Source organism: Bacillus sp. GW823-FHT06B01, assembly GCF_058952315.1.
This window is the reverse complement of the sequence record NZ_JBXAHR010000011.1, coordinates 1-24,300: the sequence shown is the minus strand read 5'-3', so window position 1 is coordinate 24,300 and position 24,300 is coordinate 1. Positions and strand designations below refer to the sequence as shown.

Sequence of the window (24,300 nt, the reverse complement as noted above, 5' to 3'; positions counted from 1 at the left end):
TTTACATGAACAGGTAAATTCACCACTTTGATCATCAGTAGAAAGTGAGGCAGCATTAGAATGAAAGCAACTGGAATCGTACGTCGAATTGATGATTTAGGTAGGGTAGTAATCCCGAAGGAAATTCGTAGAACTTTACGTATTCGAGAAGGAGACCCGCTAGAAATATTTGTTGATCGCGATGGAGAAGTGATTTTGAAAAAATATTCTCCAATTAGTGAACTAGGTAATTTTGCAAAGGAATATACGGAAGCTTTATACGATAGCTTAGGACATAATGTGCTTGTATGCGATCGTGATTCTATTATCGCAGTAGCAGGCGTATCTAAAAAAGAATACTTAAATAAAAGTGTTGGCGATTTAATTGAGAAGACAATGGAAGAGCGTAAGTCTGTAATTATGACAGATGAAAGCGAAATTTCAATTATTGATGGAGTAACAGAAAAAGTGAGTTCCTATACAATTGGTCCGATTATTGCGAATGGGGATCCAATTGGAGCTGTTGTTATCTTCTCTAAAGAGGATATTATAAGTGAAGTAGAGCATAAGTCAGTAAATACAGCTGCAAGCTTTTTAGCGAAACAAATGGAGCAGTAAGGCTATATCGAATTTTAGAAGTAGCAATCTTTCCTAATTATGATATTTCTTTTTGAGAAATTAAATATTTGGAGATATATGTATATTGAATGAAGGTAGCGCTTTGCTACCTTTTTTCGTTGAACATTTCTAGCGTTGCACGAACGTATTATTACTCGTGTAGGCAAGGAAGCTTGTCCTTTTCTTTATGATATAATACGAGGGGTGAGAATAGAAAAAGGAGTTTTCTTGTATGGAATCGAAGAAGTATCAAGCCTTTTGGCGTGGGGCTATTATATTAACAATCGCAAGTTTTGTTACAAAGGTATTAAGCGCTTTTTACCGTATTCCATATCAAAATATAGCGGGTGATATTGGTTTTTATATTTACCAACAAATTTATCCGTTTTATGGATTTTGTTTAATTTTAGCTACTTATGGGTTCCCCATTATAATTTCAAAAATGGTTGCGGAACGATTAGAGCGAGGGAAACAACAAGAAGCAGAAGAAATTATCTGTGTATCTTTTTGGTTTTTATTAGGAATTGGTTTCGTAGGCTTTTTTACATTGTTTTTTGGTGCCGAAACAATTGCAGCAGCCATGGGTGATATACACTTAGATAAGTTATTACGTGTTATTTCATTTTCATTCATATTGATGCCGTTTTTATCTGTAGCAAGAGGATATTTTCAGGGGTTCAATAATATGATGCCAACAGCTGTTTCGCAAGTGATAGAACAAACAATTCGTGTTTCTATTATTGTATTTTTATCTCTATTCCTAATTGCTCGCGGATTTGATTTATATACAGTCGGTGCAGGTGCTATGTTAGGTTCAATCGCAGGCGGACTAATTGGGATTATCGTACTTGTACTTTATATGCGTCATGACTTTCGTTCTATATTTTTCAAGAGTGTAAAGAGAATTAAGGGAAAAAAGAGGATCATTAAAATTCTGTTTTGGCAGGGATTGGCGATTTGTATTAGTAACTTAGTGCTTATTTTTATACAAATGGCTGATTCCATTTCCTTCTATTCCTTACTTATTGGGGCAGGAGAGCAAGCTGAAAGTGCAAAGGTATTAAAAGGTGTTTACGACAGAAGTATCCCGCTTATGCAATTAGGTACTGTCGTGACAACTTCTTTCTCATTGTCACTTATTCCAATTATTACGGCGGCGAAGGAAAGAGGAGATCTTTCCTTTATTCGAGAAAAGGTAAAGTTAGCAATGAAAATAACATTTGTTATTGGATTTGCAGCTGCCATTGGATTAACTTGTATTATTCAGCCTACGAATATTATGTTGTTTGAAAATAGTGATGGGTCAGATGTTTTATCCATTTTATCTTTATCTATTTTATTTAGTTCATTGTCGATTACAACTGCTTCTATTTTGCAAGGGTTAGGACAAACATTAAAACCAGCAATATTCGTTATATTTGGGGGTTGTTTAAAGTTAGCTTTAAATTATACATTAATGCCGTATTTTGGTGTGAAGGGAGCTGCAATTGCAACACTAGTTGCGTTAATTGTAATTTCTGTGCTAAATAGTGCATTACTTATGCAAGCTGTATCCGAATCGCTTATCGATAAGCGTAATATGTTAGGTGTAGTTATTAGTGGTATCGGTATGGGGTTTGTATTAATAATATTTATACGTTTGATGCAAATGTCTGGATTGGTAATTGATACAAGGCATAGAGGAATTGCAACACTTGAGGCATTGTTAGGTGTAGCTATCGGTGGATTAACATATGTGTTTTTAATTTTAAAATTACGTGTATTTACAAAAGCGGAAATAGGAACCTTTATGAAAAAAGAGAAAAAAGAAGGTTCATTGAAGAAGAGTGGATAGAGGTGGCAGGTTGTGAGTGGAATCATTACTATTTTAGGATTAGGTGCTGGTGAGTTAGATCAGTTAACGATGGGTGTATATCGAAAAATAAAAGAAGCAGATCACATGTTTGTTAGAACGAAGGAACATCCCGTTATAGAAGAGTTGGAGAAAGAAGGTATACAATATACAGCCTTTGACAGTGTATATGAAGCGTATGATACATTTGAAATTGTATATGAAACAATCGCAAATACATTGTTAGAACAAGCTGAAGGCACAGAAATCATCTATGCCGTGCCAGGGCATCCGCTTGTAGCGGAAAGAACGGTTCAGCTACTGTTGGAAAAAGGTGAAGTAGCGAATGTTGAAGTGCGCATTGAAGGTGGACAAAGTTTCCTTGATCCTATGTTTGCGAGTCTAAAGATTGATCCGATTGAAGGATTCCAATTAATTGACGCCACATCATTTGAAAGAGGACAATTAGAATTACGTCAACATTTAATCTTTTGCCAAGTATATGACGCATTCGTTGCATCTGATGTGAAATTAACATTAATGGAGATGCTATCAGATGATTATGAAGTGTATATCGTAACAGCTGCAGGGACTTCATTTGAACAAGTTAAAAAGGTGCCGTTGTACATGTTAGATCATGAAACAGAGTTGAATAATTTAACGAGTGTATATGTACCACCAGTTAAAGAACGTGCGTCCTTGTATCAACAGTTTGATGTGCTTAGAGAAATTATTGCAGACCTTCGTGGACCGGATGGTTGTCCGTGGGATAAAAAGCAAACACATCAATCTTTAAAGAAGTATTTAATTGAGGAAGCTTATGAAGTGTTGGAAGCAATTGATGAAGAGGATGATGATCACTTAGTAGAAGAACTGGGTGATATATTATTACAAGTTATGTTGCATGCTCAAATCGGGGAGGATGAAGGTTGGTTCTCTATAGATGATATTATTCGAACTTTATCTGAGAAAATGGTTCGCCGCCACCCGCATGTATTTGGGAATACGGATGTAAATAATGCCGATGAAGTAATTGCCAATTGGGAAGAAATTAAAAAACAAGAAAAAGGATTCGTGAAAGAATCTGTTTTAAATGGGGTTCCAAAAAGTTTGCCACAGTTACTACGCGCCTATGAAATCCAGAAAAAAGCTGGCAAAGTTGGTTTCGATTGGGTTGATGTACAACCGATGATAGAGAAAGCCTTAGAAGAATGGCAAGAGTTCCAACAAGAAGTTACAAATATGGATGAGGCGAAAATGTTAGGTGAATTTGGCGATTTACTATTTGCGTTTGTGAATATAGCTCGTCATTATAAAATAGATCCCGAAGAGGCGTTACGTTCAACGAATGAGAAATTTGTCGGTCGTTTCTTATACATGGAAGCAAAGGTAGCTGAAATGAATAAAGAGATGCAAGATTTATCATTAGAGCAGTTAGACGTTTTATGGGAAGAGGCAAAACAAACAGAGCGTTAATAGGGGGATTTGATATGCGTCTAGATAAGTTTTTAAAAGTATCACGTTTAATTAAAAGAAGAACATTAGCGAAAGAAGTAGCTGATCAAGGAAGAATATCAATTAATGGTCAAGTGGCAAAAGCGAGTTCAGATGTAAAAGTAGCTGATGAATTAACAATTCGTTTTGGTCAAAAAATAGTAACTGTAAAAATAAACGAATTGAAAGAAACGACTAAAAAAGAAGATGCAGCAAATATGTATAGTTTAGTTCGCGAAGAAAAAGTAAAGGCTGAAGAAGGCTTGTTCTAAAATCAATTATCCCTTCATACATTACTATTAGCTAGTATAAATCTATGGGGGGATTTACGTGGATAATGGTTACTCACCTATGTCTTCTAATCAACAAAATATTTCGGTAGAGCATGATATTATTATGCGTGGCAGGCGTGTAATTGATATTACCGGTGTAAAGCAGGTAGAGAGTTTTGATAGCGAGGAGTTTTTACTTGAGACCGTAATGGGTTTTTTAACAATTCGTGGTCAAAATTTGCAAATGAAAAATTTAGATGTAGAAAAAGGTGTTGTATCGATTAAAGGGAAAGTTCATGAGATGCTGTATATTGATGAGAATCAAGGGGAGAAAACTAAAGGATTCTTTAGTAAGTTGTTTAAATGAGTCTAACAATTCAGTTGTATACGATGCTCTCAATGATCGGAATGGGTGCTTGGATTGGAGCGTCTTTAGATACATACCAACGATTTTTAAAGCGGCAAGAACGTAAACGTTGGCTTGTATTTATACATGATATACTATTTTGGATTGTCCAAGCATTATTCGTTTTTTATGTACTGCTTCTTGTAAATGAAGCTGAACTACGTATATATGTATTTTTGGCATTATTATGTGGTTTTGCGGCATATCAAAGCTTATTGAAAGCAATATACATGAGACTGTTAAATTTTCTCATCTATATTTTTATGCAAACAACACACTTTTTTGTTCAAATTATAAAGCTACTCATGATAAAACCTGTTATTATTATAGCGCAGCTATTTATTGCATTTATATTATTCTTATTTCGTATACTGCTTTCAATTGGACATGTGTTATGGAAAATGGTGATTTGGATATTACTTTTCATATGGAAAGTTTTTTTCTGGCCTGTTCGATTTATTGCTTCGCTCATATGGAAACTTCTCCCTAATCGTGTTAAACTTTTTATAATGAAACATGTAGGGTTCCTGCAATATATAGCAAAATTGAAGGGACACATCTTCCAATTATGGGGGCGTATAAAAAAGAAGTTAGGGGGACCTCGGAAATGAGGGAACTGAGACAAAGAACAATCGAAAAACAGAGTCCAAATCCTGTTAAAGAGCATATAATACAAACGGATGAGAACAGGAAGCGACTTTATCGCCGTTTAGCGGTTTTTCTTGTCTTTGCTTTTACAATTATTGCGAGTATTGGTGTAACGTTTTATCAACAAAACAGTTCCATTAGAGCAAAAGAAGCAAAAGTTAAGGACATGAAAAAAGAACTGGATTCATTAACGAATAAAGAAAAGAGTCTAAAAGACGAAGTTCAAAAGTTAAATGATGAAGAGTACGTATTAAAGATTGCTAGAAGGGATTATTTCTTCTCTGGAAAAGGGGAGATAATTTTTCCTGTTTCTAAGTAGAGTATGTCTTATTGACACTATATTTTAGGATTATATATAATAAAGTAAAATTTGACTTTTTAACCACTAAGGAGGAGCATTTTTTTTATGTCAATCGAGGTAGGCAGCAAGTTACAGGGTAAAGTAACAGGTATTACAAATTTTGGGGCTTTTGTGGAGCTGCCAGAAGGCTTAACGGGTCTTGTTCATATTAGTGAAGTTGCTGATAATTATGTGAAAGATATTAACGATCACTTAAAAGTGGGCGACCAAGTAGAAGTAAAAGTTATTAACGTTGAAAAAGATGGTAAGATCGGTCTATCTATTAAAAAAGCGAAAGAGCGTGAAAAAACAGAAGGAGATCGTCCACGTGGTGAATACCAACGCGGTGGCGGTGGCGATCAACAACGTTCTGGACGTCCACAACGTAATCGTTCTTTCAACAGAGATAACCGTGGCGGCGGTAACGAACGAGCTCCAAAAGAAACATTCGAGCAAAAGATGGCACGTTTCTTAAAGGACAGTGAAGATCGTTTAACTTCTTTAAAGCGTAACACAGAATCTAAACGTGGTGGCCGTGGCGCACGTCGCGGATAATAAGAACGTTTAATTCTTAGCATATAGAGAGGTACCCAGGGCGATTGCTCGGGGTGCTTTTTTATATGTGAAAATATATTTTAAAAAAAGTTTTCAAGATGTGTTGACTTTAAAATATATCTGAGGTAAGATACTAATTGTCCGTTAAATAAGACGACATGGCGGTGTAGCTCAGCTGGCTAGAGCGTACGGTTCATACCCGTGAGGTCGGGGGTTCGATCCCCTCCGCCGCTATATTTAATTTAACGGCCCGTTGGTCAAGTGGTTAAGACACCGCCCTTTCACGGCGGTAACACGGGTTCGAATCCCGTACGGGTCATCCTAAAAAGATCATGCAAATTTGCATGATCTTTTTTTGTTAAATAAATTAAGACATACAACACTTCTACAAAATCACCCTATATTTTCTGAATGTTCAATTAAAATGGTGAGAATAAATTACATAACGTGTATATATGTAGAGTTATTTCGAATAAAAAGTCGAACGATTATAAAAGTGAAAACTGTTGTTTTGACAAAAATCCCAATAATCATCTTTTATAATGACAGTAATTAAACTATGCAGGTGGTGTTAAAAATATGCCTAAAGCAGGAAGGAATACTATGAATACAAGTGCATTGGCAATGAATGAGAGTCAGCTTGGAGCAGTAAAGTGGACGAGTAAGTTGCGAATGAAGTTTGAACAGGTTTTCTTTAGATGGGGATTTATTATTGTTGTTATTGGTTTTCTTTTGGGACGAGCATATATATTAACAAACATTTTGCCGTTTGCACTGCCGTTTTTTGCTGCTGTTTATGTTATGAAGCGGGATAAAATGCCGCTCGCGTTCTTGGCTCTTATGGGGGGCGCACTTTCAGTTTCGATAGATAATTTATTCTTTACCTTTGCATCTATTTTTACTTTCTTCATTTATAATATCTTCTTTAGTCGGTTTACACGTAAAACTGTTGGACTTGTTCCATTCCAAGTATTTATCTCCGCATTAACCGCACATTTAGTTGTCGTATATTTCGCGCAACAAACTGTCACCATGTACGATCTACTCGTTAGTACGATTGAGGCAGGGCTTAGCTTCGTATTAACTATGATATTTTTACAAAGTGTTCCGCTTTTAGTAGAACGAAAAGGTAAACAACAAGCGCTAGAGACAGAAGAAATTGTTTGTTTAATTATATTACTAGCATCTGTTTTAACAGGTACAACAGATTGGTTTGTATATGACGCTTCTATTCAACATATTTTTACTAGGTATTTAGTGCTCGTGTTTGCATTTATTGCGGGGGCTGCTACAGGATCTACGGTGGGGGTCGTCACTGGATTAATATTAAGTTTAGCCAATGTCTCCAGTTTGTCTCAACTTAGTCTACTTGCTTTTTCTGGGTTGCTTGGTGGTTTGTTAAAAGAAGGGAAGCGTTTAGGTGTTAGTTTAGGTTTATTAATTGGGACGAGCTTGATTACGCTATATGTAGACAAGCAAACAAACATTGTGACAACTTTAATTGAATCTGGTGTGGCGATTATGTTCTTCTTATTAACACCGAAACTTGTTATGGATCGTATTGCTAAATTCATGCCAGGCACACAGGAACATTCGCAAGATCAACAACAGTATTTAAGAAGGATGCGTGATGTTACAGCGAATAAAATTAATCAATTTGCCAATGTATTTGCTGCTTTATCTAATAGCTTTTCTGTATATGGATACGTGGAGGAGGAAGATAAAGAGACAGAAGCGGATTTGTTCTTAAGTACAATTACTGCAAAAACATGTCAAACATGCTTTAAAAAGGACCAATGCTGGGTAGTTAATTTCGACAAAACGTACGATTATATGAAACAAATAATGAGTGAAACGGAAGAGGGGACGTTGCAGCATAATCGGAAGTTAGTTCGTGAATGGGACAAGCATTGTGTGAGAGGGAAGAAAGTGACGGATTTAGTAGCGGGTGAATTAGATCACTTCTATGAAGGACAAAAATTACGAAAACAAATGAAAGAAAACCGTAGAATAGTAGCGGAGCAACTATTAGGTGTATCAAAAGTTATGGAGGATTTTGCTAAGGAGATCCAAAGAGAACGAGAAAATCATCAAGTGCAGGAAGAACAGATTATGCAAGCGTTTCGTGATTTTGGCGTAGAAGTAGAGCATGTTGATATATATTGTTTAGATAGAGGAAGTATTGATATTGAAATGTTGATTCCAGTTGCATCTAATGAACATGGAGAATGTGAAAAGTTAGTTGCGCCGATGCTTTCTGACATTCTAAAGGAAAATATTGTTGTTAAACATGAAGAAAAATCTTCTTATCCGAACGGCCACAGCTTAATATCATTTGGTTCGGCAAAAACGTATTCTCTTGATACTGGGTTGGCCACAGCTGCAAAAGGCGGTGGGTTTGTTTCTGGTGACTCTTATGCGATGATGGATTTAAGTGTTGGTAAATATGCACTTGCAATCAGTGATGGTATGGGAAATGGGCAAAGAGCTCATATGGAGAGTAAAGAAACGGTAAAATTATTACAAAAAATACTTCAATCAGGCATTGATGAGGAAATAGCGATTAAATCTATCAATTCTATTCTTTCTTTAAGAACAACAGAAGAGATGTTTACGACGTTAGATTTAGCTATGGTGGATTTGCGGGATGCGAGTGCGAAATTTTTAAAGATTGGATCGACGCCGAGTTTTGTGAAACGCGCGAATAATATTTTGAAAATTGAGGCAAGTAATTTGCCGATGGGCATTATTGAGGATGTTGAAGTTGATGTAGTAGGTGAACAATTAAAAACGGGCGATATCCTTATTATGATGAGCGATGGGATTTTCGAGGGAGCGCAACATGTAGAAAATCATGAACTATGGATGAAACGAAAAATTAAAGAATTACAAACCGAAGATCCGCAAGAAATTGCTGATATCATTATGGAAGAGGTGATTCGCTCTTGTGATGGTTATATAAATGATGATATGACTATCGTTGTGGCGAAAGTGAAGAAAAATATGCCGAAGTGGGCTACGATTCCAATTGTAGGAATGCAGGCACAATAAATTTTAAGTGTGATGTTTCTTTCTAAAAACCTAGGTGGATGCCTAGGTTTTTTTACTTTAAAAGATAATGTTATTACTTTTGTGAATATGTACGGATGATGTAAGATAAAAATGTAATTTTTGTATATCTTTTTTTTGCACAATGTTTGTAAAAGTTGTACCATTATAAACAAGGTAACTAACGTTGCTGTTCTTGTTTAATGAAAGGTGATTACGAAGTTGAAAGATACATTTGTTGAAAAGGTAGATGACTTTGTAAAGCAGCATGATGTATTAAAGGAACGTTCAACAATTGTTGTAGGGGTTTCTGGTGGTCCTGACTCTTTGGCTCTTCTATATTATTTGTTAGAAAAAAGAGCAGCAAAACAGTTCGAAATTGTAGTGGCACATGTGGACCATATGTTTAGAGGTGATGAATCTCATGAGGACCTACAGTTTGTGCAGGACCTTTGTAAAGGGCTGGGAGTTATTTGCGAAACGATAAGGATTAATGTGTCGCAATATCAACAGCAACACGGAATGAATGCACAGGTTGCTGCTAGAGAATGCAGATATGCATTTTTGGAAAGAATAATGAAGAAATATGATGCGAGATATGTAGCTCTTGGGCATCATGGTGATGATCAAGTAGAGACGATTTTAATGCGCCTTGTACGAGGGAGTACTCCGAAAGGATATGCAGGAATTGCAGTGAAGCGTCCTTTTCATAATGGATATTTAATTAGGCCGTTACTTGGAGTAACGAAGGAAGAGATTGTTGATTACTGTAATAAGCTAAAAATAATTCCCCGTATAGATCCAAGTAATAAAAAGGAAGTATATACAAGGAATCGATTACGTAAATATGTTCTTCCTCATTTGAAAGAAGAAAATTCACAAGTGCATGAGAAATTCCAAAAATTTAGCATGCAGATGCAAGAGGATGAGGCGTATTTGCAGGAATTAGCTTTTGAGAAAATGAATAAAGTAATTACAAAAAAAAGTGATAAACAAATTAGCTTATCAATTCCTGCCTTTGAATCCATGTCTATGCCTTTACAAAGAAGAGGGATTCAACTAATATTAAACTATCTTTATGAATATAAGATTCCATCTTCTCTTTCTTCTATACATATTGACAAAGTGATCGAGTTTTTTAAGCGGACACAACCTTCGGGTTCACTTGATTTCCCAGGTGATTTAAAAATTGTTCGCGCATACGAGGAGTGCAGCTTTGGATTTAAACAAGAAATTGTTTCTCCTTTTTTACAAGATTTATCAGTGCCCGGGACAATTACGCTATCAAACGGGGATAAGCTTGTAACAGAGGTGAGCGAAGACATACCAAGTAACATGAATGAAACAGTATTTGTTGCTAAGTATAATGATATATCATATCCACTTCGTATTCGTTCTAGAGAAAATGGAGATCGCATGTCAATACAAGGTATGAATGGCACAAAAAAGATAAAAACTATTTTTATCGAAGCAAAAGTACCAAGAGAAAAAAGAGAAGAATGGCCGGTCGTTTGTGATGCAAGTGGGAATATTATTTGGGTACCCTTGTTGAAGCGATCTGCATTTGCTATCTCGAAAGAGGCGGCAAAGAAGGATAAATATATGATTATTCACTACAAAAGCAAGGAGTCTTCCGGGAGGATAATGAAATGATGAATCAAGATATCGAAAAAGTATTAATTTCTGAAGAACAAATACAAGAAAAGGTGCGCGAATTAGGTGCGGTTATTGCAGAGGATTATAAAAACACAATACCTCTTGCGATTGGTGTATTAAAGGGCGCAATGCCATTCATGGCAGATTTATTAAAGAGAACAGATACATATCTTGAAATGGATTTTATGGCTGTATCTAGTTACGGTCACTCTACTGTTTCAACAGGCGAAGTGAAAATTTTAAAAGACCTTGATACTTCTGTAGAGGGTCGCGATATTTTAATCGTTGAAGATATTATTGATAGCGGTCTTACGCTAAGTTACTTAGTAGACCTATTCAAATATCGTAAAGCGAAGTCTGTAAAAATTGTTACGTTATTAGATAAGCCGACAGGCCGTAAGGTAGATTTGAAAGCGGATTATGTTGGGTTTACTGTTCCACATGAATTTGTTGTAGGGTATGGATTAGATTATAAAGAGCAGTACCGTAATCTTCCTTATGTAGGAGTATTAAAACCAAGTGTTTACTCAAATTAATTAAATACAGGCGTCACAATTGTATAGGAAAGTTTTTCTATGTTACGATTTACTATAGTGTTTATGCCGTGAGAGGAGGTTAGGAATGAATCGTATCTTCCGTAATACCATCTTTTATTTACTGATATTCCTAGTAGTAATTGGAATCGTGAGCTATTTTAATGGTTCGACACAAAAAACGACATCAGTTAGCTACGATAAATTCATTACTAAACTAGAAAAGGGTGAAGTGCGTAATGTGCAACTTCAACCGAAAAATGGTGTGTTTGAGGTAAAAGGACAATTTAACAACTCTAGCCAAGGAGAACAATTTGTTACTTATGCACCAAATACTGAGGAATTACAAAAGAAAATTAATGACAAAGCGCAAGGTGCTGAAGTTAAGTATCAACCGGCAGAAGAAACAAGTGCTTGGGTAACGTTCTTTACTTCTATCATTCCGTTCGTCATTATCTTCATTTTATTCTTCTTCTTATTAAACCAGGCTCAGGGCGGCGGTAGCCGTGTTATGAACTTCGGGAAAAGTAAGGCGAAGTTATATAATGACGAAAAGAAAAAAGTTCGTTTCAGAGATGTTGCTGGAGCGGATGAAGAGAAACAAGAGCTTGTTGAGGTAGTTGAATTCTTGAAAGATCCTCGTAAGTTCGCTGAAGTTGGTGCCCGTATTCCGAAGGGTGTTCTATTAGTAGGACCTCCAGGTACAGGTAAAACTTTACTAGCACGTGCTGTTGCAGGTGAGGCAGGCGTTCCATTCTTCTCTATCAGTGGTTCTGATTTCGTAGAGATGTTTGTCGGTGTCGGTGCATCACGTGTACGTGATTTATTCGAAAATGCAAAGAAAAATGCTCCTTGTATCATTTTCATTGATGAAATTGATGCGGTAGGACGTCAACGTGGCGCAGGTCTTGGTGGTGGCCATGATGAGCGTGAGCAAACGTTGAACCAATTACTTGTTGAAATGGATGGATTCGGTGCAAATGAAGGTATTATTATCATCGCTGCAACAAACCGTCCTGATATTCTTGATCCAGCGTTATTACGTCCAGGTCGTTTTGACCGTCAAATTACAGTAGATCGTCCAGATGTAAATGGCCGTGAAGCTGTGCTGAAAGTACATGCTCGTAATAAACCGCTTGATGATCATATCAACTTAAGAGCAATTGCAACTCGTACACCAGGGTTCTCTGGTGCGGATCTTGAAAACTTATTAAACGAAGCTGCTTTAGTGGCTGCGCGTCAAGATAAGAAGAAAATTGATATGAGTGACATTGATGAAGCAACGGATCGTGTTATTGCAGGTCCAGCTAAGAAAAGTCGTGTTATCTCTGAAAAAGAACGTAATATCGTTGCATTCCATGAAGCTGGCCATACTGTAATTGGTGTTGTCCTTGATGAAGCAGATATCGTTCATAAAGTAACAATTGTCCCTCGTGGTCAAGCTGGTGGATATGCAGTAATGCTTCCGAAAGAAGATCGTTACTTCATGACAAAACCAGAGTTACTTGATAAAATCACTGGTTTACTTGGTGGTCGAGTAGCTGAAGAGATTGTGTTTGGTGAAGCAAGTACAGGTGCTCACAACGACTTCCAACGTGCGACTGGTATTGCAAGACGTATGGTTACGGAATTCGGTATGAGTGATAAGCTTGGACCGATGCAATTCGGTAGCTCACAAGGTGGTCAAGTGTTCTTAGGAAGAGACTTCCATTCAGAACAAAACTACAGTGATGCAATTGCACATGAAATCGATGTGGAAATGCAAACTATTATAAAAGAATGTTATGCTCGCGCGAAACAAATTCTTACTGAAAAACGTGATAAGCTAGATATTATTGCGAAAACGTTACTTGAAGTAGAAACGTTAGATGCAGAGCAAATCAATCATTTATATGATTACGGCAGATTGCCAGAGCGTCCAACATCTTCAGATGATGTGAAAGTAAACATCAATATGAAGAAGGACGATGAAGAATCAGAAGATAAGTAAGAGATGAAGGAGTGACGATAGTCACTCCTTTTTTTATTTGTGGAACGAAATGAAGTAGAAAAAAATTTAAGTAAATCTGGTATTAAAAATTGAAATAGAGCGTAATCTTTTTGTAAAATGATGAGGATAGAAAAGCTGATTATATAAGTATGTGTGATATGATGTTTTTATAAGTTTTATACATACTGCACAAATATAGATTAAATAAGATAAGTGGTGAGAATATGATTTTTGTATTGGATGTAGGGAACACAAATGCTGTGCTAGGCGTGTTTGAAGAGGGGGAACTTCGTCAACATTGGCGCATGGAAACAGATCGTCATAAGACAGAAGATGAATATGGAATGCTTGTAAAGCAGTTGCTTGAGCATGAAGGTCTTTCGTTTGAAGATGTGAAAGGTATTATCGTGTCTTCAGTCGTACCACCAATTATGTTTGCATTAGAGCGCATGTGTGAAAAGTATTTTAAAATTAAACCGCTTGTAGTAGGTCCTGGAATAAAAACGGGGCTAAATATTAAATATGAAAATCCACGTGAAGTAGGCGCGGACCGAATTGTAAATGCGGTAGCAGGAATCCACTTGTATGGAAGTCCGCTTATTATTGTCGATTTCGGTACGGCTACTACATATTGTTATATTAACGAAGAAAAGCATTATATGGGTGGAGTTATTACGCCAGGAATTATGATTTCAGCAGAGGCTTTATATAGTAGAGCAGCAAAACTTCCTCGTATTGAAATTACAAAACCAAGCAGTGTTGTTGGAAAGAATACGGTAAGTGCAATGCAATCTGGTATTCTTTATGGTTATGTTGGACAAGTGGAAGGTATTGTTAAGCGTATGAAAGAGGAAGCTAAACAAGAACCGAAAGTTATTGCAACAGGTGGATTGGCGAAATTAATTTCAGAAGAATCGAATGTAATTGACGTTGTAGATCCATTTTTAACATTAAAAGGTTTGTATATGTTATACGAGCGTAATGCAAATTTACAGCATGAGAAAGGTGAATAAATGAGTATGAAAGATTATTTAGTAAAAGCGTTAGCATTTGATGGAGAAGTGCGTGCGTATAGTGTGCGTACTACAAACACAGTAAGTGAGGCACAAAGACGTCATGATACATGGAGAACAGCTTCGGCAGCACTTGGTCGTTCTTTAACTGCAGGTACAATGATGGGCGCGATGTTAAAAGGTGACCAAAAGTTAACGATTAAGGTAGAAGGTAATGGTCCGATTGGTCCTATCTTAGTAGATGCTCATGCAAATGGGGATGTACGTGGTTATGTAACGAATCCACATGTTGATTTTGAAGGAACGGAACAAGGGAAATTACGTGTATATCAAGCGGTAGGTACTGAGGGATTTGTAACAGTAATTAAAGATATTGGCATGCGTGAGCCGTTTATTGGTCAATCTCCAATTGTTTCAGGAGAATTAGGGGAAGACTTCACGTATTATTTTGCAGTTTCTGAGCAAACACCTTCTTCTGTAGGAGTTGGCGTTCTTGTAAATGGAGATGACAGCGTATTAGCGGCGGGTGGATTTATCCTTCAAATTATGCCAGGTGCACAGGAAGAAACAATTGCATTCATTGAAGATCGTTTGCAGAAGATTCCTCCTGTATCAACGTTAATTGAACAAGGGCTTTCTCCAGAAGAGTTACTGTATGCAGTTCTTGGAGAAGATAAAGTGAAAGTATTAGAAACGATGGATGTTCAATTTAATTGCACATGCTCACGCGAACGTATTGAGAGTGTGTTAATTAGTTTAGGTAAAACAGAGTTAGAGCAAATTCGCGAAGAAGAAGAAGAGACAGAAGTTCATTGTCATTTCTGTAATGAGCGATACAAGTTCTCTAAAGAAGATATTACAAATTTAATTGAGAGTTTGTAATAAGGGAAGTGAGGGAATCCACCCTCTAAATAGATTGACAAACAGGGAATTTTCTGACAAAATCTAAATATAGATAAAACCAATAAAAATACTCGGTGTTAGGAGTGACAGGAATGCGAGTGGCACAATCAGTTTCAGAATTAATCGGGAAAACGCCGATCGTTAAGTTGAACCGCATCGTAGAATCAAACAGCGCAGATATATACTTAAAATTAGAATTTATGAATCCAGGGAGCAGTGTTAAAGATCGTATTGCATTAGCTATGATTGAAGATGCTGAAAAAAAAGGATTATTAAAAGAAGGCGATACAATCATTGAGCCAACAAGTGGTAACACAGGAATTGGTTTAGCGATGGTAGCGGCCGCTAAAGGATATAAGGCAATTTTAGTAATGCCAGAAACAATGAGTATTGAGCGTCGTAATTTATTACGTGCTTACGGTGCGGAATTAGTATTGACTCCAGGGCCTGAAGGAATGGGTGGAGCGATTCGTCAAGCGACTGAATTAGCAAAAGAGCATGGCTACTTTATACCACAACAGTTCAAAAACCAATCGAATCCAGAAATTCATCGTTTAACAACAGGGCCAGAAATTGTTGAACAAATGGGTGACCAATTAGATGCGTTTATTGCAGGTATTGGTACAGGTGGAACGATTACTGGTGCTGGTGAAGTGCTGAAGGAAGCGTATAAAGATATTAAAATTTATGCAGTAGAACCTGCGGATTCACCAGTACTATCTGGTGGGAAACCGGGTCCACATAAAATCCAAGGAATCGGCGCGGGATTCATCCCAGAGACATTGGATGTAGAGGTATATGATGAAATTATTCAAGTAAAAGCAGAGCAAGCATTTGAATATGCAAGAAGAGTGGCTAAAGAGGAAGGTATTTTAGTGGGTATCTCTTCTGGAGCAGTTATTTATGCAGCGACAGAAGTTGCGAAAAAGTTAGGTAAAGGGAAAAAAGTACTTGTTATTATCCCAAGTAACGGTGAACGTTATTTAAGTACACCGCTTTATCAATTTGAGTCTTAATTATATGTGATTGAAAAAGCATCCTTGAAAAGGATGCTTTTTCTTTTTGGATTGGAAATAGGAAAAGAGTGAATGACTAGAAAACTTCATGTAAAATAAGAGGTAGTATAATTAATTTATTTTCACTAGCCTTCGAGTATAACCACTTTATATATATAACGAATATAGTTTGAGGTGGTTAATCTAAGAGGGTGGGATAAAAGAAGACGGGGTGTTGATATGCAACGAAGAAAATCTTTAGCGCTTTCTATTCCATATCAGTTAGATTTCTTTAAGCAGTATAAATTTCTTTCTAAGGATAAACCGCAACATATTTTGTTAGAGAGTGGACGTGGCGGTCGTTATAACATTGTGGGGTTGAACCCAGTAGCGGTAATCCGAGGGAAGGGTGAAACGTTACATATAAGCGAAAGTGGTAAGGAAACAATAAAACAAGGAAACCCATTAGATTTAATGCAGGAATATATGGAGCGATGGAAAACGGACTATAATCCGGAATACCCTCCATTTCAAGGTGGTGCAATTGGTTACTTTAGTTATGATTGCATCCGTTATATTGAAAAACTCCCTTCCCATGCGGAGGATGACATTAATATACCTGATATATTCTTTTTATTATTTGATGATGTGTTTGTTTATGATCAAAAAGAAAAAGTATTATGGATTATTACACATTATGTAGATAAGCATGAGGAGGCAAAAGAGCGATTAAATGAATGGAAGATTCTTTGGGCGCCAGAAGCGCCAGAAGTGAATATACCTTTTGCATGTCCTGAAGAGAAAAGTGAAACAGTTGCTTTTACAGAAGAAAGTTTTATGAAGGCGGTTGAATGTATTCAAGAATATATTGGGGCTGGTGATGTGTTCCAAGTAAACTTGTCGACAAGGCAAGAAAGAACGTTACAAACACACCCACTAGAAATCTATACAAGTCTTCGTGAGATTAACCCATCTCCATATATGGGTTACTTGGAGCTCGGGGATTTTCAAATTGTTAGTGGATCGCCAGAGTTGCTAATTAAGAAAGAGGGAACCGAAGTAAGTACAAGACCGATTGCTGGAACGAGATCTAGAGGGGCGAATGAGCAAGAGGATGAAGAATTAGCAAAAGAATTAATTGAGAATGAAAAAGAAAGAGCAGAGCACGTCATGCTTGTGGATTTAGAACGAAATGATTTAGGGCGTGTTTGTAAATATGGCACTGTAGAAGTAGATGAATTTATGGTAATTGAGAAATACTCACATGTTATGCATATTGTTTCTAATGTGCGTGGTGAGGTGGAAGAAGATAAAGATGCTTTTGATTTAGTGAAGGCTGTATTCCCTGGGGGAACAATTACTGGTGCTCCGAAAATACGTACGATGGAAATTATTGAAGAATTAGAACCTGTTCGTCGAGGGATTTACACAGGTTCAATCGGGTGGATCGGTTATTCTGGAGATACAGAATTGAATATTGTAATTAGAACACTGCTTGCTAAAGATGGAAAAGCGCATGTACAAGCAGGAGCGGGAATTGTAATTGATTCGAATCCGGAAAATGAATATAAAGAGTCGTTAAAAAAGGCGATTGCTTTATGGCGTGCAAAAGAACGTAGCGAAGAAACGGTTAGGTGAGAGAAATGATATTAATGATTGATAATTATGATTCTTTTACATTTAATTTAGTGCAGTTTCTTGGAGAACTTGGACAAGAGCTTGTTGTTAAACGTAACGATGAAGTGACTATTTCAGATATTGAGAATATGAAACCAGACTTTTTAATGATTTCGCCAGGTCCGTGTAGTCCTAATGAAGCAGGTATTAGTATGGAGGTTATTCAATACTTTGCTGGGAAGATTCCGATTTTTGGGGTTTGTCTTGGACATCAATCCATTGCACAAGTGTTTGGCGGAGAGGTTATACGTGCGGAGCGCTTAATGCATGGGAAAACGTCGCTTATGCATCATGACGGAAAGACGATTTTTTCGGATATCCCTAATCCGTTTACTGCGACACGTTATCATTCCCTTATCGTTAAGAAAGAGACGTTACCTGATTGCTTAGAGGTAACATCTTGGACAGAAGAAGGGGAAATTATGGCGCTCCGTCATACAACATTACCGATTGAAGGTGTACAGTTCCATCCAGAATCAATTATGACTTCCCACGGGAAAGAGTTGTTGCAGAATTTCATTCGTAAATACAGCCCAAGTGTGACATCGTGTTAATTTACGTAAATGGTGAGTATGTAGAAGCAAGTGAAGCGAGAATTTCTCCTTATGATCATGGTTATTTATATGGTCTTGGAGTTTTTGAGACATTTCGTATTTATAATGGTCATCCTTTCTTATTGGATGATCATTATGACCGTTTAATAGATGCACTGGATGCATTGCAAATTAAATGGACAATGACGAAAGATGAAGTACTGCTTATTTTGCAGAATTTACTCGTTAAGAATGAATTAGAGCATGCATATGTACGTTTTAATGTATCAGCGGGTATAGATGAAATTGGATTGCAAACGGAAATGTATGAAGAGCCGTCTGTTATTGTTTTTATAAAACCTTTAGCAGCCCCCGAAGATGTAGTGGAAAAAGAAGGGGTTGTTTTAAAACAAGTGCGAAATACACCAGAGGGTGCGTCTCGCTTAAAGTCTCATCATTATTTAAATAACATTTTAGGGAAACGTGAAATTGGAAATGTTGTGAATAAGGAAGGTATTTTCCTTACTGAAACAGGTTATGTTGCAGAGGGTATTGTTTCGAATCTCTTTTTCGTGAAAGGTGATATTTTGTATACACCTTCGCTAAAAACAGGGATTTTAAATGGTATCACTCGTGCGTTTATTATAAAGGTTGCTGAAGAGCTGGGCATCGAAGTGAAGGAAGGTTTCTTTACAAAAGATGAATTACTTTCAGCTGATGAAGTCTTCGTAACAAACTCGATTCAAGAAATTGTCCCGCTTTATCATATAGAGGGACGAGATTTCCCGGGTAAAGTAGGTATGGTTACAAAAAGGTTTATGAGTCTTTATGAAATGCAGAGAGAGAAATTGTGGAGCAGAAATGAATTGCGAAGAGGAGATGTGTAGTTTGAAGTGGGATTATGATTTGCGCTGCGGCGAATATACATTGAACTTAAATGAAAAAACTTTAATTATGGGGATTTTAAATGTAACACCAGATTCGTTTTCTGATGGTGGGAGTTACAACGAGGTAGAGGCTGCGGTGCGCCATGCGAAAGAAATGCGAGATGAAGGTGCTCATATTATTGATATCGGCGGTGAATCTACTCGCCCGGGTTTTGCTAAAGTATCGGTGGAAGAAGAAATAAAGCGAGTTGTTCCGATGATTCAGGCGGTTGCAAAAGAAGTGGAGTTGCCTATTTCTATCGACACGTATAAAGCTGAAGTTGCAAAACAAGCAATCGAAGCTGGCGCTCATATTATTAATGACGTTTGGGGAGCAAAGGCGGAACCAAAAATCGCTGAAGTTGCAGCTCATTATGATGTACCTATTATCTTGATGCATAATCGCGATAACATGAATTACCGCAATTTAATGGCTGATATGATTGCTGATTTATATGAAAGCATCAAAATTGCTAAAGATGCTGGGGTGCGAGATGAGAATATCATTTTAGACCCAGGCATCGGTTTTGCTAAAACACCTGAACAAAATTTAGAAGCGATGCGTAATTTAGAACAGTTAAACGTACTGGGTTATCCAGTTCTCTTAGGTACTTCAAGAAAGTCCTTTATTGGACATGTGTTAGATTTACCGGTAGAGGAACGTCTTGAGGGAACAGGAGCTACCGTTTGTCTCGGCATTGAAAAGGGTTGTGAGTTTGTTCGTGTTCATGATGTGAAGGAAATGGCACGTATGGCTAAGATGATGGATGCGATGATTGGTAAGGGGGTAAAGTAATTGGATAAAATTTATGTTCATGATATGGAGTTTTACGGTTATCATGGTGTATTCCCAGAGGAAAATAAATTGGGTCAGAGATTTAAAGTGGACTTAACGGTGGAGTTGGATTTGAAACAGGCAGGAGAAAGTGATGACTTAGAGCATTCTGTCAATTATGGAGAGCTTTTCGATTTATGTAGAAAAGTTGTTGAAGATAGAACGTATAAGCTTGTAGAGAGTATCGCTGAAAATATTGCTGCAGATATATTAAAACAATATGAGAGTATTTTCCGCTGTACAATTAAAGTAATTAAACCAGATCCGCCGATACCTGGGCATTATCGTGCTGTAGCAGTGGAAATTACGAGAGAACGTCCATGAATAATATAGCTTACATTGCATTAGGTTCAAATATCGGAGAACGTTATACGTATTTAACTGAAGCGATTCAGTTTTTAAACAAAAACCCGTATATCCAAGTTAACGATATTTCATCTGTATATGAAACAGAGCCAGTTGGCTATACTGACCAAAGTTGCTTTTTAAATTTAGTTATAAAAATTTCTACCAATTTATCACCGCAAGAATTATTGAAAATTACACAAAGAGTAGAGAATGATTTAGGAAGAAAAAGGGAAATTAGATGGGGTCCGAGGACCATCGACCTTGACATTTTACTATATAATCAAGAAAATATTGAAGCAGAGAATCTTATTGTTCCGCATCCGCGGATGTTCGAAAGAGCTTTTGTTATCGTTCCGTTGTTAGAGATTAATCAAGATATAAAACAAAACATTTCACGTTCACAAGTAGAAGAAATGAAAAGGCGAGAGGGAGTAACGGTATGGAAGCAGAAAAATGGGGAAGACGCATTCGTGCTTTTCGAAAGCTAAAAGGTTATACACAAGAAGGTTTTGCGAAAGAGTTAGGGGTATCTGTATCTGTTTTAGGTGAAGTTGAGAGAGGGAATCGATCGCCTTCCCAAGATTTTGTAGTGGAAGTTGCTAAGGCATTAAAGGTTTCAGTGGAGGAATTAATGCCGAAGTGACTATGAAGGAAGGAGTAAGTCGAGTGTTAAAGATTGCAAATATTGAGATGAAAAACCCGGTTGTATTAGCGCCGATGGCGGGAGTGTGTAACTCTGCATTCCGTTTAACAGTAAAAGAATTTGGTGCAGGTTTAGTTTGTGCTGAAATGGTAAGTGATAAAGCGATATTACTTAATAACAAAAGAACATTAGATATGTTATATATTGATGAAAGAGAAAAGCCATTAAGTTTACAAATTTTTGGTGGAGAGAAAGAAACTCTTGTAGATGCTGCGAAATACGTAGATAAATATACGACAGCAGACATTATTGATATTAATATGGGTTGCCCAGTACCGAAAATCATTAAGTGTGACGCGGGAGCAAAGTGGCTTTTAGACCCAAATAAAATATATGAAATGGTAGCGGCAGTTGTAGATGCTGTTGAAAAGCCGGTTACAGTTAAGATGCGTATTGGTTGGGATGCAGATCATATTTTTGCAATTGAGAATGCAAAAGCTGTTGAGCGTGCTGGCGGACAAGCAGTAGCGGTTCATGGACGTACACGAGTACAAATGTATGAAGGGAAAGCGGATTGGGATATTATTAAAAAAGTAAAGCAAGCTGTAAATATCCCGGTTATCGGAAATGGTGATGTCGAAACGCCACAAGATGCAAAGCGTATGCTTGATGAAATTGGTGTAGACGGTGTTATGATTGGTCGCGCTGCCCTTGGGGACCCGTGGATGATTTATCGTACGGTAAAGTATTTGGAAACAGGTGAATTAATGCCGGAACCGACAGTGCGTGAGAAAATTGACGTATGTATGTTGCACCTAGATCGTCTTATCGATTTAAAGAACGAAAATGTCGCTGTAAGAGAGATGAGAAAGCATGCAGCCTGGTATTTAAAGGGTGTTCGTGGTAATGCAACTGTACGTAATGGTATCAATGCTTGTAATACGCGTGAGGACCTTGCGAATGTATTAGGTGCATTTGTAGAAGAAGTAGAAGCGAAACAACAAACAATTCACGTTGGTTAATAATAGATAGGGAAGATTGACATTCTTCTATACACTTCCTATAATTACGTGAAAGAAAGAAGAACTGCCAGCTAGTTGCTGGCAGTTTTTCTAGTTGAGTAGAAAATGCTATACTGTATATATTGTAAAAATTAATAGAGCTGGAGTGATATCAATACCATGGATAACATGAACCACGAAGAATTAAACGACCAATTGCTTGTTCGTCGTGAAAAGTTACATAACTTACGTGAGCAAGGAATCGATCCGTTTGGTAAACGATTTGAACGTACAAATGCAACAAATGACTTATTAAGCTTATATGGAGAGTTCTCTAAAGAAGAATTAGAAGAGAAAGAAATCTCTGTTTCTATCGCTGGTCGTATTATGACAAAACGCGGTAAAGGAAAAGCTGGATTTGCACATATTCAAGATTTACATGGACAAGTTCAAATTTATGTTCGTAAAGATGCTGTTGGAGATGAAGAGTACGAATTATTTAAAACAGCAGATTTAGGTGATTTAGTAGGTATTGAAGGTAAAGTGTTCAAAACGAACGTTGGAGAACTTTCGGTGAAGGCAACGGGCTTTACACTATTAACGAAATCTCTTCGTCCGTTACCGGATAAATATCATGGATTAAAAGATGTTGAACAACGCTACCGTCAACGTTACTTAGACTTAATCACAAGTATGGAAAGCCGTGAAACATTCGTTACTCGCAGTAAAATCATTCGTGAAATGAGAAGATACTTAGATGACAATGGTTATCTTGAAGTGGAAACACCTATGATGCATGCAATTGCAGGTGGAGCTTCTGCGCGTCCTTTCATTACGCACCATAATGCGTTAGATATGGAATTATATATGCGTATCGCAATTGAACTTCATTTAAAACGCCTTATTGTGGGTGGATTAGAAAAAGTTTATGAAATCGGTCGTGTATTCCGTAATGAGGGTGTATCAACTCGTCATAATCCAGAGTTTACAATGATTGAATTATATGAAGCGTATGCTGATTATAAAGATATTATGAAACTAACAGAAAATATGGTTGCGCATATTGCGAAGCAAGTACTAGGTACAACAACAATCCAATATGGTGATTATGAAATTAATCTAGAACCAGAATGGACACGTCTTCATATGGTAGATGCAATCAAGGAACATTCTGGAGCAGATTTCTGGAATCCAATGAGTGTAGAAGAAGCGCGTGAACTTGCAAAAGAACATAATGTAGGTATTAAGGATACGATGGAAGTTGGTCATATTATAAACGAATTCTTCGAACAAAAAGTAGAAGATAAATTAATTCAACCAACATTTATTTACGGTCATCCGGTAGAAATTTCGCCACTTGCGAAAAAGAATGACGAAGATCCACGATTCACAGATCGTTTCGAATTATTTATCGTTGCACGTGAACATGCAAATGCATTCACTGAGCTAAATGATCCGATTGATCAAAAAGAACGCTTTGAAGCGCAATTAAAAGAGCGCGAACAAGGTAATGATGAAGCTCACATGATGGATGATGATTATATTGAAGCTCTTGAGTACGGTATGCCTCCTACAGGTGGGCTAGGAATTGGTATTGATCGTCTTGTTATGTTGTTAACGAATGCACCATCTATTCGTGATGTATTATTATTCCCTGCTATGCGTCATAAACAAGACTAAGCTTTGGAGATTTCTCCAAAGCTTTTTTTATTTGAGTATGAGCTACGCAGGGATAGTAGCTCTTGATGGTGCGAGAAATTATATTTATATAGAAGAAATGTGCTGTTTTTATACTTTTTTACTAAGTTAAAAATTTTATTAGAAAAACTATTGCATTTTAATAATCAAACTGGTATATTTATATTCGTTGCCACGAAAGGTAACAAGCAAAACAAACGAAAAACAACTTATTGAAAAAAGTTGTTGACGAAAATATAACGAAATGTTATATTGATAAAGTCGCTTCTGAGCGACGGATGAGTTCTTTGAAAACTGAACGAAACAAACAACGTGAAACGTCAATTTTTATTTTTAGATGCTAGACAAACTAACTTTA

General features: G+C 37.0%; 24 protein-coding genes and 2 tRNA genes. All 26 read left to right on the top strand.

Going from position 1 to position 24,300, the window contains the following annotated elements:
- The first annotated feature begins 60 nt into the window (after positions 1-60).
- The 26 genes from spoVT (at position 61) to lysS (ending at position 23,924) form a co-directional block, all read left to right on the top strand.
- Positions 61-597, top strand: a complete 537-nt coding sequence (gene spoVT / locus AC1Q8N_RS27855; protein ID WP_048542186.1) for a stage V sporulation protein T — start codon at positions 61-63, stop codon at positions 595-597.
- A gap of 232 nt (positions 598-829) precedes the next feature.
- Positions 830-2,431 (top strand): putative polysaccharide biosynthesis protein, encoded by a 1,602-nt coding sequence (locus AC1Q8N_RS27850; protein WP_098633781.1) that lies wholly within the window; start codon positions 830-832, stop codon positions 2,429-2,431.
- 12 nt (positions 2,432-2,443) lie between these two features.
- Positions 2,444-3,904 (top strand): bifunctional methyltransferase/pyrophosphohydrolase YabN, encoded by a 1,461-nt coding sequence (gene yabN / locus AC1Q8N_RS27845; RefSeq protein WP_493521498.1) that lies wholly within the window; start codon positions 2,444-2,446, stop codon positions 3,902-3,904.
- A 14-nt stretch (positions 3,905-3,918) separates the two neighbouring features.
- Complete coding sequence (locus tag AC1Q8N_RS27840; protein ID WP_001234876.1) at positions 3,919-4,194, top strand: RNA-binding S4 domain-containing protein; 276 nt, start codon at positions 3,919-3,921, stop codon at positions 4,192-4,194.
- A 58-nt stretch (positions 4,195-4,252) separates the two neighbouring features.
- Positions 4,253-4,561 (top strand): sporulation protein YabP, encoded by a 309-nt coding sequence (yabP, locus tag AC1Q8N_RS27835; protein WP_048542180.1) that lies wholly within the window; start codon positions 4,253-4,255, stop codon positions 4,559-4,561.
- The gene (gene yabQ / locus AC1Q8N_RS27830; protein ID WP_000059764.1) at positions 4,558-5,211 is read left to right on the top strand and encodes a spore cortex biosynthesis protein YabQ; all 654 of its coding nucleotides are present in this window, start codon (positions 4,558-4,560) and stop codon (positions 5,209-5,211) included. The genes yabP and yabQ overlap by 4 nt, the downstream gene beginning before the upstream one ends.
- Positions 5,208-5,567, top strand: a complete 360-nt coding sequence (gene divIC, locus AC1Q8N_RS27825; protein ID WP_048542177.1) for a cell division protein DivIC — start codon at positions 5,208-5,210, stop codon at positions 5,565-5,567. The genes yabQ and divIC overlap by 4 nt, the downstream gene beginning before the upstream one ends.
- A gap of 87 nt (positions 5,568-5,654) precedes the next feature.
- Positions 5,655-6,143 carry a S1 domain-containing RNA-binding protein gene (locus tag AC1Q8N_RS27820; RefSeq protein WP_000021454.1) on the top strand — a complete coding sequence of 163 codons (489 nt, stop codon included), beginning with the start codon at positions 5,655-5,657 and terminating at the stop codon, positions 6,141-6,143.
- A gap of 160 nt (positions 6,144-6,303) precedes the next feature.
- Positions 6,304-6,377 (top strand) — tRNA-Met (locus tag AC1Q8N_RS27815).
- Between the two features lie 13 nt (positions 6,378-6,390).
- Positions 6,391-6,462 (top strand) — tRNA-Glu (locus AC1Q8N_RS27810).
- A 260-nt stretch (positions 6,463-6,722) separates the two neighbouring features.
- Positions 6,723-9,194 (top strand): stage II sporulation protein E, encoded by a 2,472-nt coding sequence (gene spoIIE, locus AC1Q8N_RS27805; protein ID WP_001123543.1) that lies wholly within the window; start codon positions 6,723-6,725, stop codon positions 9,192-9,194.
- Positions 9,195-9,413: 219 nt separating this feature from the next.
- Positions 9,414-10,844 (top strand): tRNA lysidine(34) synthetase TilS, encoded by a 1,431-nt coding sequence (gene tilS, locus AC1Q8N_RS27800; RefSeq protein ID WP_000655443.1) that lies wholly within the window; start codon positions 9,414-9,416, stop codon positions 10,842-10,844.
- Entirely contained in the window at positions 10,841-11,383 is a 543-nt protein-coding gene (hpt, locus tag AC1Q8N_RS27795) for a hypoxanthine phosphoribosyltransferase (RefSeq protein WP_000981845.1), read from the top strand. Before tilS ends, hpt begins: the two co-directional genes overlap by 4 nt.
- Before the next feature lie 85 nt (positions 11,384-11,468).
- Positions 11,469-13,370 (top strand): ATP-dependent zinc metalloprotease FtsH, encoded by a 1,902-nt coding sequence (gene ftsH, locus AC1Q8N_RS27790; RefSeq protein WP_001079657.1) that lies wholly within the window; start codon positions 11,469-11,471, stop codon positions 13,368-13,370.
- Between the two features lie 224 nt (positions 13,371-13,594).
- Positions 13,595-14,383 (top strand): type III pantothenate kinase, encoded by a 789-nt coding sequence (locus AC1Q8N_RS27785; protein ID WP_000578367.1) that lies wholly within the window; start codon positions 13,595-13,597, stop codon positions 14,381-14,383.
- Between the two features lie 6 nt (positions 14,384-14,389).
- The gene (gene hslO, locus AC1Q8N_RS27780; RefSeq protein WP_048542204.1) at positions 14,390-15,265 is read left to right on the top strand and encodes a redox-regulated molecular chaperone HslO; all 876 of its coding nucleotides are present in this window, start codon (positions 14,390-14,392) and stop codon (positions 15,263-15,265) included.
- A gap of 113 nt (positions 15,266-15,378) precedes the next feature.
- The gene (cysK, locus tag AC1Q8N_RS27775; protein WP_048542170.1) at positions 15,379-16,302 is read left to right on the top strand and encodes a cysteine synthase A; all 924 of its coding nucleotides are present in this window, start codon (positions 15,379-15,381) and stop codon (positions 16,300-16,302) included.
- Between the two features lie 219 nt (positions 16,303-16,521).
- Positions 16,522-17,919, top strand: a complete 1,398-nt coding sequence (gene pabB / locus AC1Q8N_RS27770; protein WP_098142387.1) for an aminodeoxychorismate synthase component I — start codon at positions 16,522-16,524, stop codon at positions 17,917-17,919.
- 5 nt (positions 17,920-17,924) lie between these two features.
- Positions 17,925-18,512 carry an aminodeoxychorismate/anthranilate synthase component II gene (gene pabA / locus AC1Q8N_RS27765; RefSeq protein ID WP_000602298.1) on the top strand — a complete coding sequence of 196 codons (588 nt, stop codon included), beginning with the start codon at positions 17,925-17,927 and terminating at the stop codon, positions 18,510-18,512.
- A complete protein-coding gene (pabC, locus tag AC1Q8N_RS27760; RefSeq protein WP_098079893.1) occupies positions 18,506-19,378 on the top strand; it encodes an aminodeoxychorismate lyase in 873 nt (290 codons plus the stop codon). The genes pabA and pabC overlap by 7 nt, the downstream gene beginning before the upstream one ends.
- A complete protein-coding gene (gene folP / locus AC1Q8N_RS27755) occupies positions 19,353-20,213 on the top strand; it encodes a dihydropteroate synthase (RefSeq protein WP_048542168.1) in 861 nt (286 codons plus the stop codon). Before pabC ends, folP begins: the two co-directional genes overlap by 26 nt.
- Positions 20,214-20,576, top strand: a complete 363-nt coding sequence (gene folB, locus AC1Q8N_RS27750; RefSeq protein WP_493521497.1) for a dihydroneopterin aldolase — start codon at positions 20,214-20,216, stop codon at positions 20,574-20,576.
- Positions 20,573-21,088: a 2-amino-4-hydroxy-6-hydroxymethyldihydropteridine diphosphokinase gene (gene folK, locus AC1Q8N_RS27745; RefSeq protein ID WP_001059453.1), complete on the top strand. Its 516-nt coding sequence runs from the start codon at positions 20,573-20,575 to the stop codon at positions 21,086-21,088. Before folB ends, folK begins: the two co-directional genes overlap by 4 nt.
- Positions 21,040-21,243, top strand: a complete 204-nt coding sequence (locus tag AC1Q8N_RS27740) for a helix-turn-helix domain-containing protein (protein ID WP_000387029.1) — start codon at positions 21,040-21,042, stop codon at positions 21,241-21,243. The genes folK and AC1Q8N_RS27740 overlap by 49 nt, the downstream gene beginning before the upstream one ends.
- A 23-nt stretch (positions 21,244-21,266) precedes the next feature.
- Positions 21,267-22,265: a tRNA dihydrouridine synthase DusB gene (gene dusB / locus AC1Q8N_RS27735; protein ID WP_142330314.1), complete on the top strand. Its 999-nt coding sequence runs from the start codon at positions 21,267-21,269 to the stop codon at positions 22,263-22,265.
- Positions 22,266-22,424: 159 nt separating this feature from the next.
- A complete protein-coding gene (gene lysS / locus AC1Q8N_RS27730; protein ID WP_000369672.1) occupies positions 22,425-23,924 on the top strand; it encodes a lysine--tRNA ligase in 1,500 nt (499 codons plus the stop codon).
- The last annotated feature ends 376 nt before the right edge of the window (positions 23,925-24,300 follow it).

Excerpts from the sequence above, each read along its gene's own strand:
- spoVT (WP_048542186.1), top strand. The coding sequence starts at position 61 with ATGAAAGCAACTGGAATCGTACGTCGAATTGATGATTTAGGTAGGGTA.
- AC1Q8N_RS27850 (WP_098633781.1), top strand. The coding sequence starts at position 830 with ATGGAATCGAAGAAGTATCAAGCCTTTTGGCGTGGGGCTATTATATTA.
- AC1Q8N_RS27840 (WP_001234876.1), top strand. The coding sequence starts at position 3,919 with ATGCGTCTAGATAAGTTTTTAAAAGTATCACGTTTAATTAAAAGAAGA.
- yabQ (WP_000059764.1), top strand. The coding sequence starts at position 4,558 with ATGAGTCTAACAATTCAGTTGTATACGATGCTCTCAATGATCGGAATG.
- divIC (WP_048542177.1), top strand. The coding sequence starts at position 5,208 with ATGAGGGAACTGAGACAAAGAACAATCGAAAAACAGAGTCCAAATCCT.
- AC1Q8N_RS27820 (WP_000021454.1), top strand. The coding sequence starts at position 5,655 with ATGTCAATCGAGGTAGGCAGCAAGTTACAGGGTAAAGTAACAGGTATT.
- spoIIE (WP_001123543.1), top strand. The coding sequence starts at position 6,723 with ATGCCTAAAGCAGGAAGGAATACTATGAATACAAGTGCATTGGCAATG.
- hpt (WP_000981845.1), top strand. The coding sequence starts at position 10,841 with ATGATGAATCAAGATATCGAAAAAGTATTAATTTCTGAAGAACAAATA.
- ftsH (WP_001079657.1), top strand. The coding sequence starts at position 11,469 with ATGAATCGTATCTTCCGTAATACCATCTTTTATTTACTGATATTCCTA.
- AC1Q8N_RS27785 (WP_000578367.1), top strand. The coding sequence starts at position 13,595 with ATGATTTTTGTATTGGATGTAGGGAACACAAATGCTGTGCTAGGCGTG.
- hslO (WP_048542204.1), top strand. The coding sequence starts at position 14,390 with ATGAAAGATTATTTAGTAAAAGCGTTAGCATTTGATGGAGAAGTGCGT.
- cysK (WP_048542170.1), top strand. The coding sequence starts at position 15,379 with ATGCGAGTGGCACAATCAGTTTCAGAATTAATCGGGAAAACGCCGATC.
- pabB (WP_098142387.1), top strand. The coding sequence starts at position 16,522 with ATGCAACGAAGAAAATCTTTAGCGCTTTCTATTCCATATCAGTTAGAT.
- pabA (WP_000602298.1), top strand. The coding sequence starts at position 17,925 with ATGATATTAATGATTGATAATTATGATTCTTTTACATTTAATTTAGTG.
- folP (WP_048542168.1), top strand. The coding sequence starts at position 19,353 with ATGAATTGCGAAGAGGAGATGTGTAGTTTGAAGTGGGATTATGATTTG.
- folK (WP_001059453.1), top strand. The coding sequence starts at position 20,573 with ATGAATAATATAGCTTACATTGCATTAGGTTCAAATATCGGAGAACGT.
- AC1Q8N_RS27740 (WP_000387029.1), top strand. The coding sequence starts at position 21,040 with ATGGAAGCAGAAAAATGGGGAAGACGCATTCGTGCTTTTCGAAAGCTA.
- lysS (WP_000369672.1), top strand. The coding sequence starts at position 22,425 with ATGGATAACATGAACCACGAAGAATTAAACGACCAATTGCTTGTTCGT.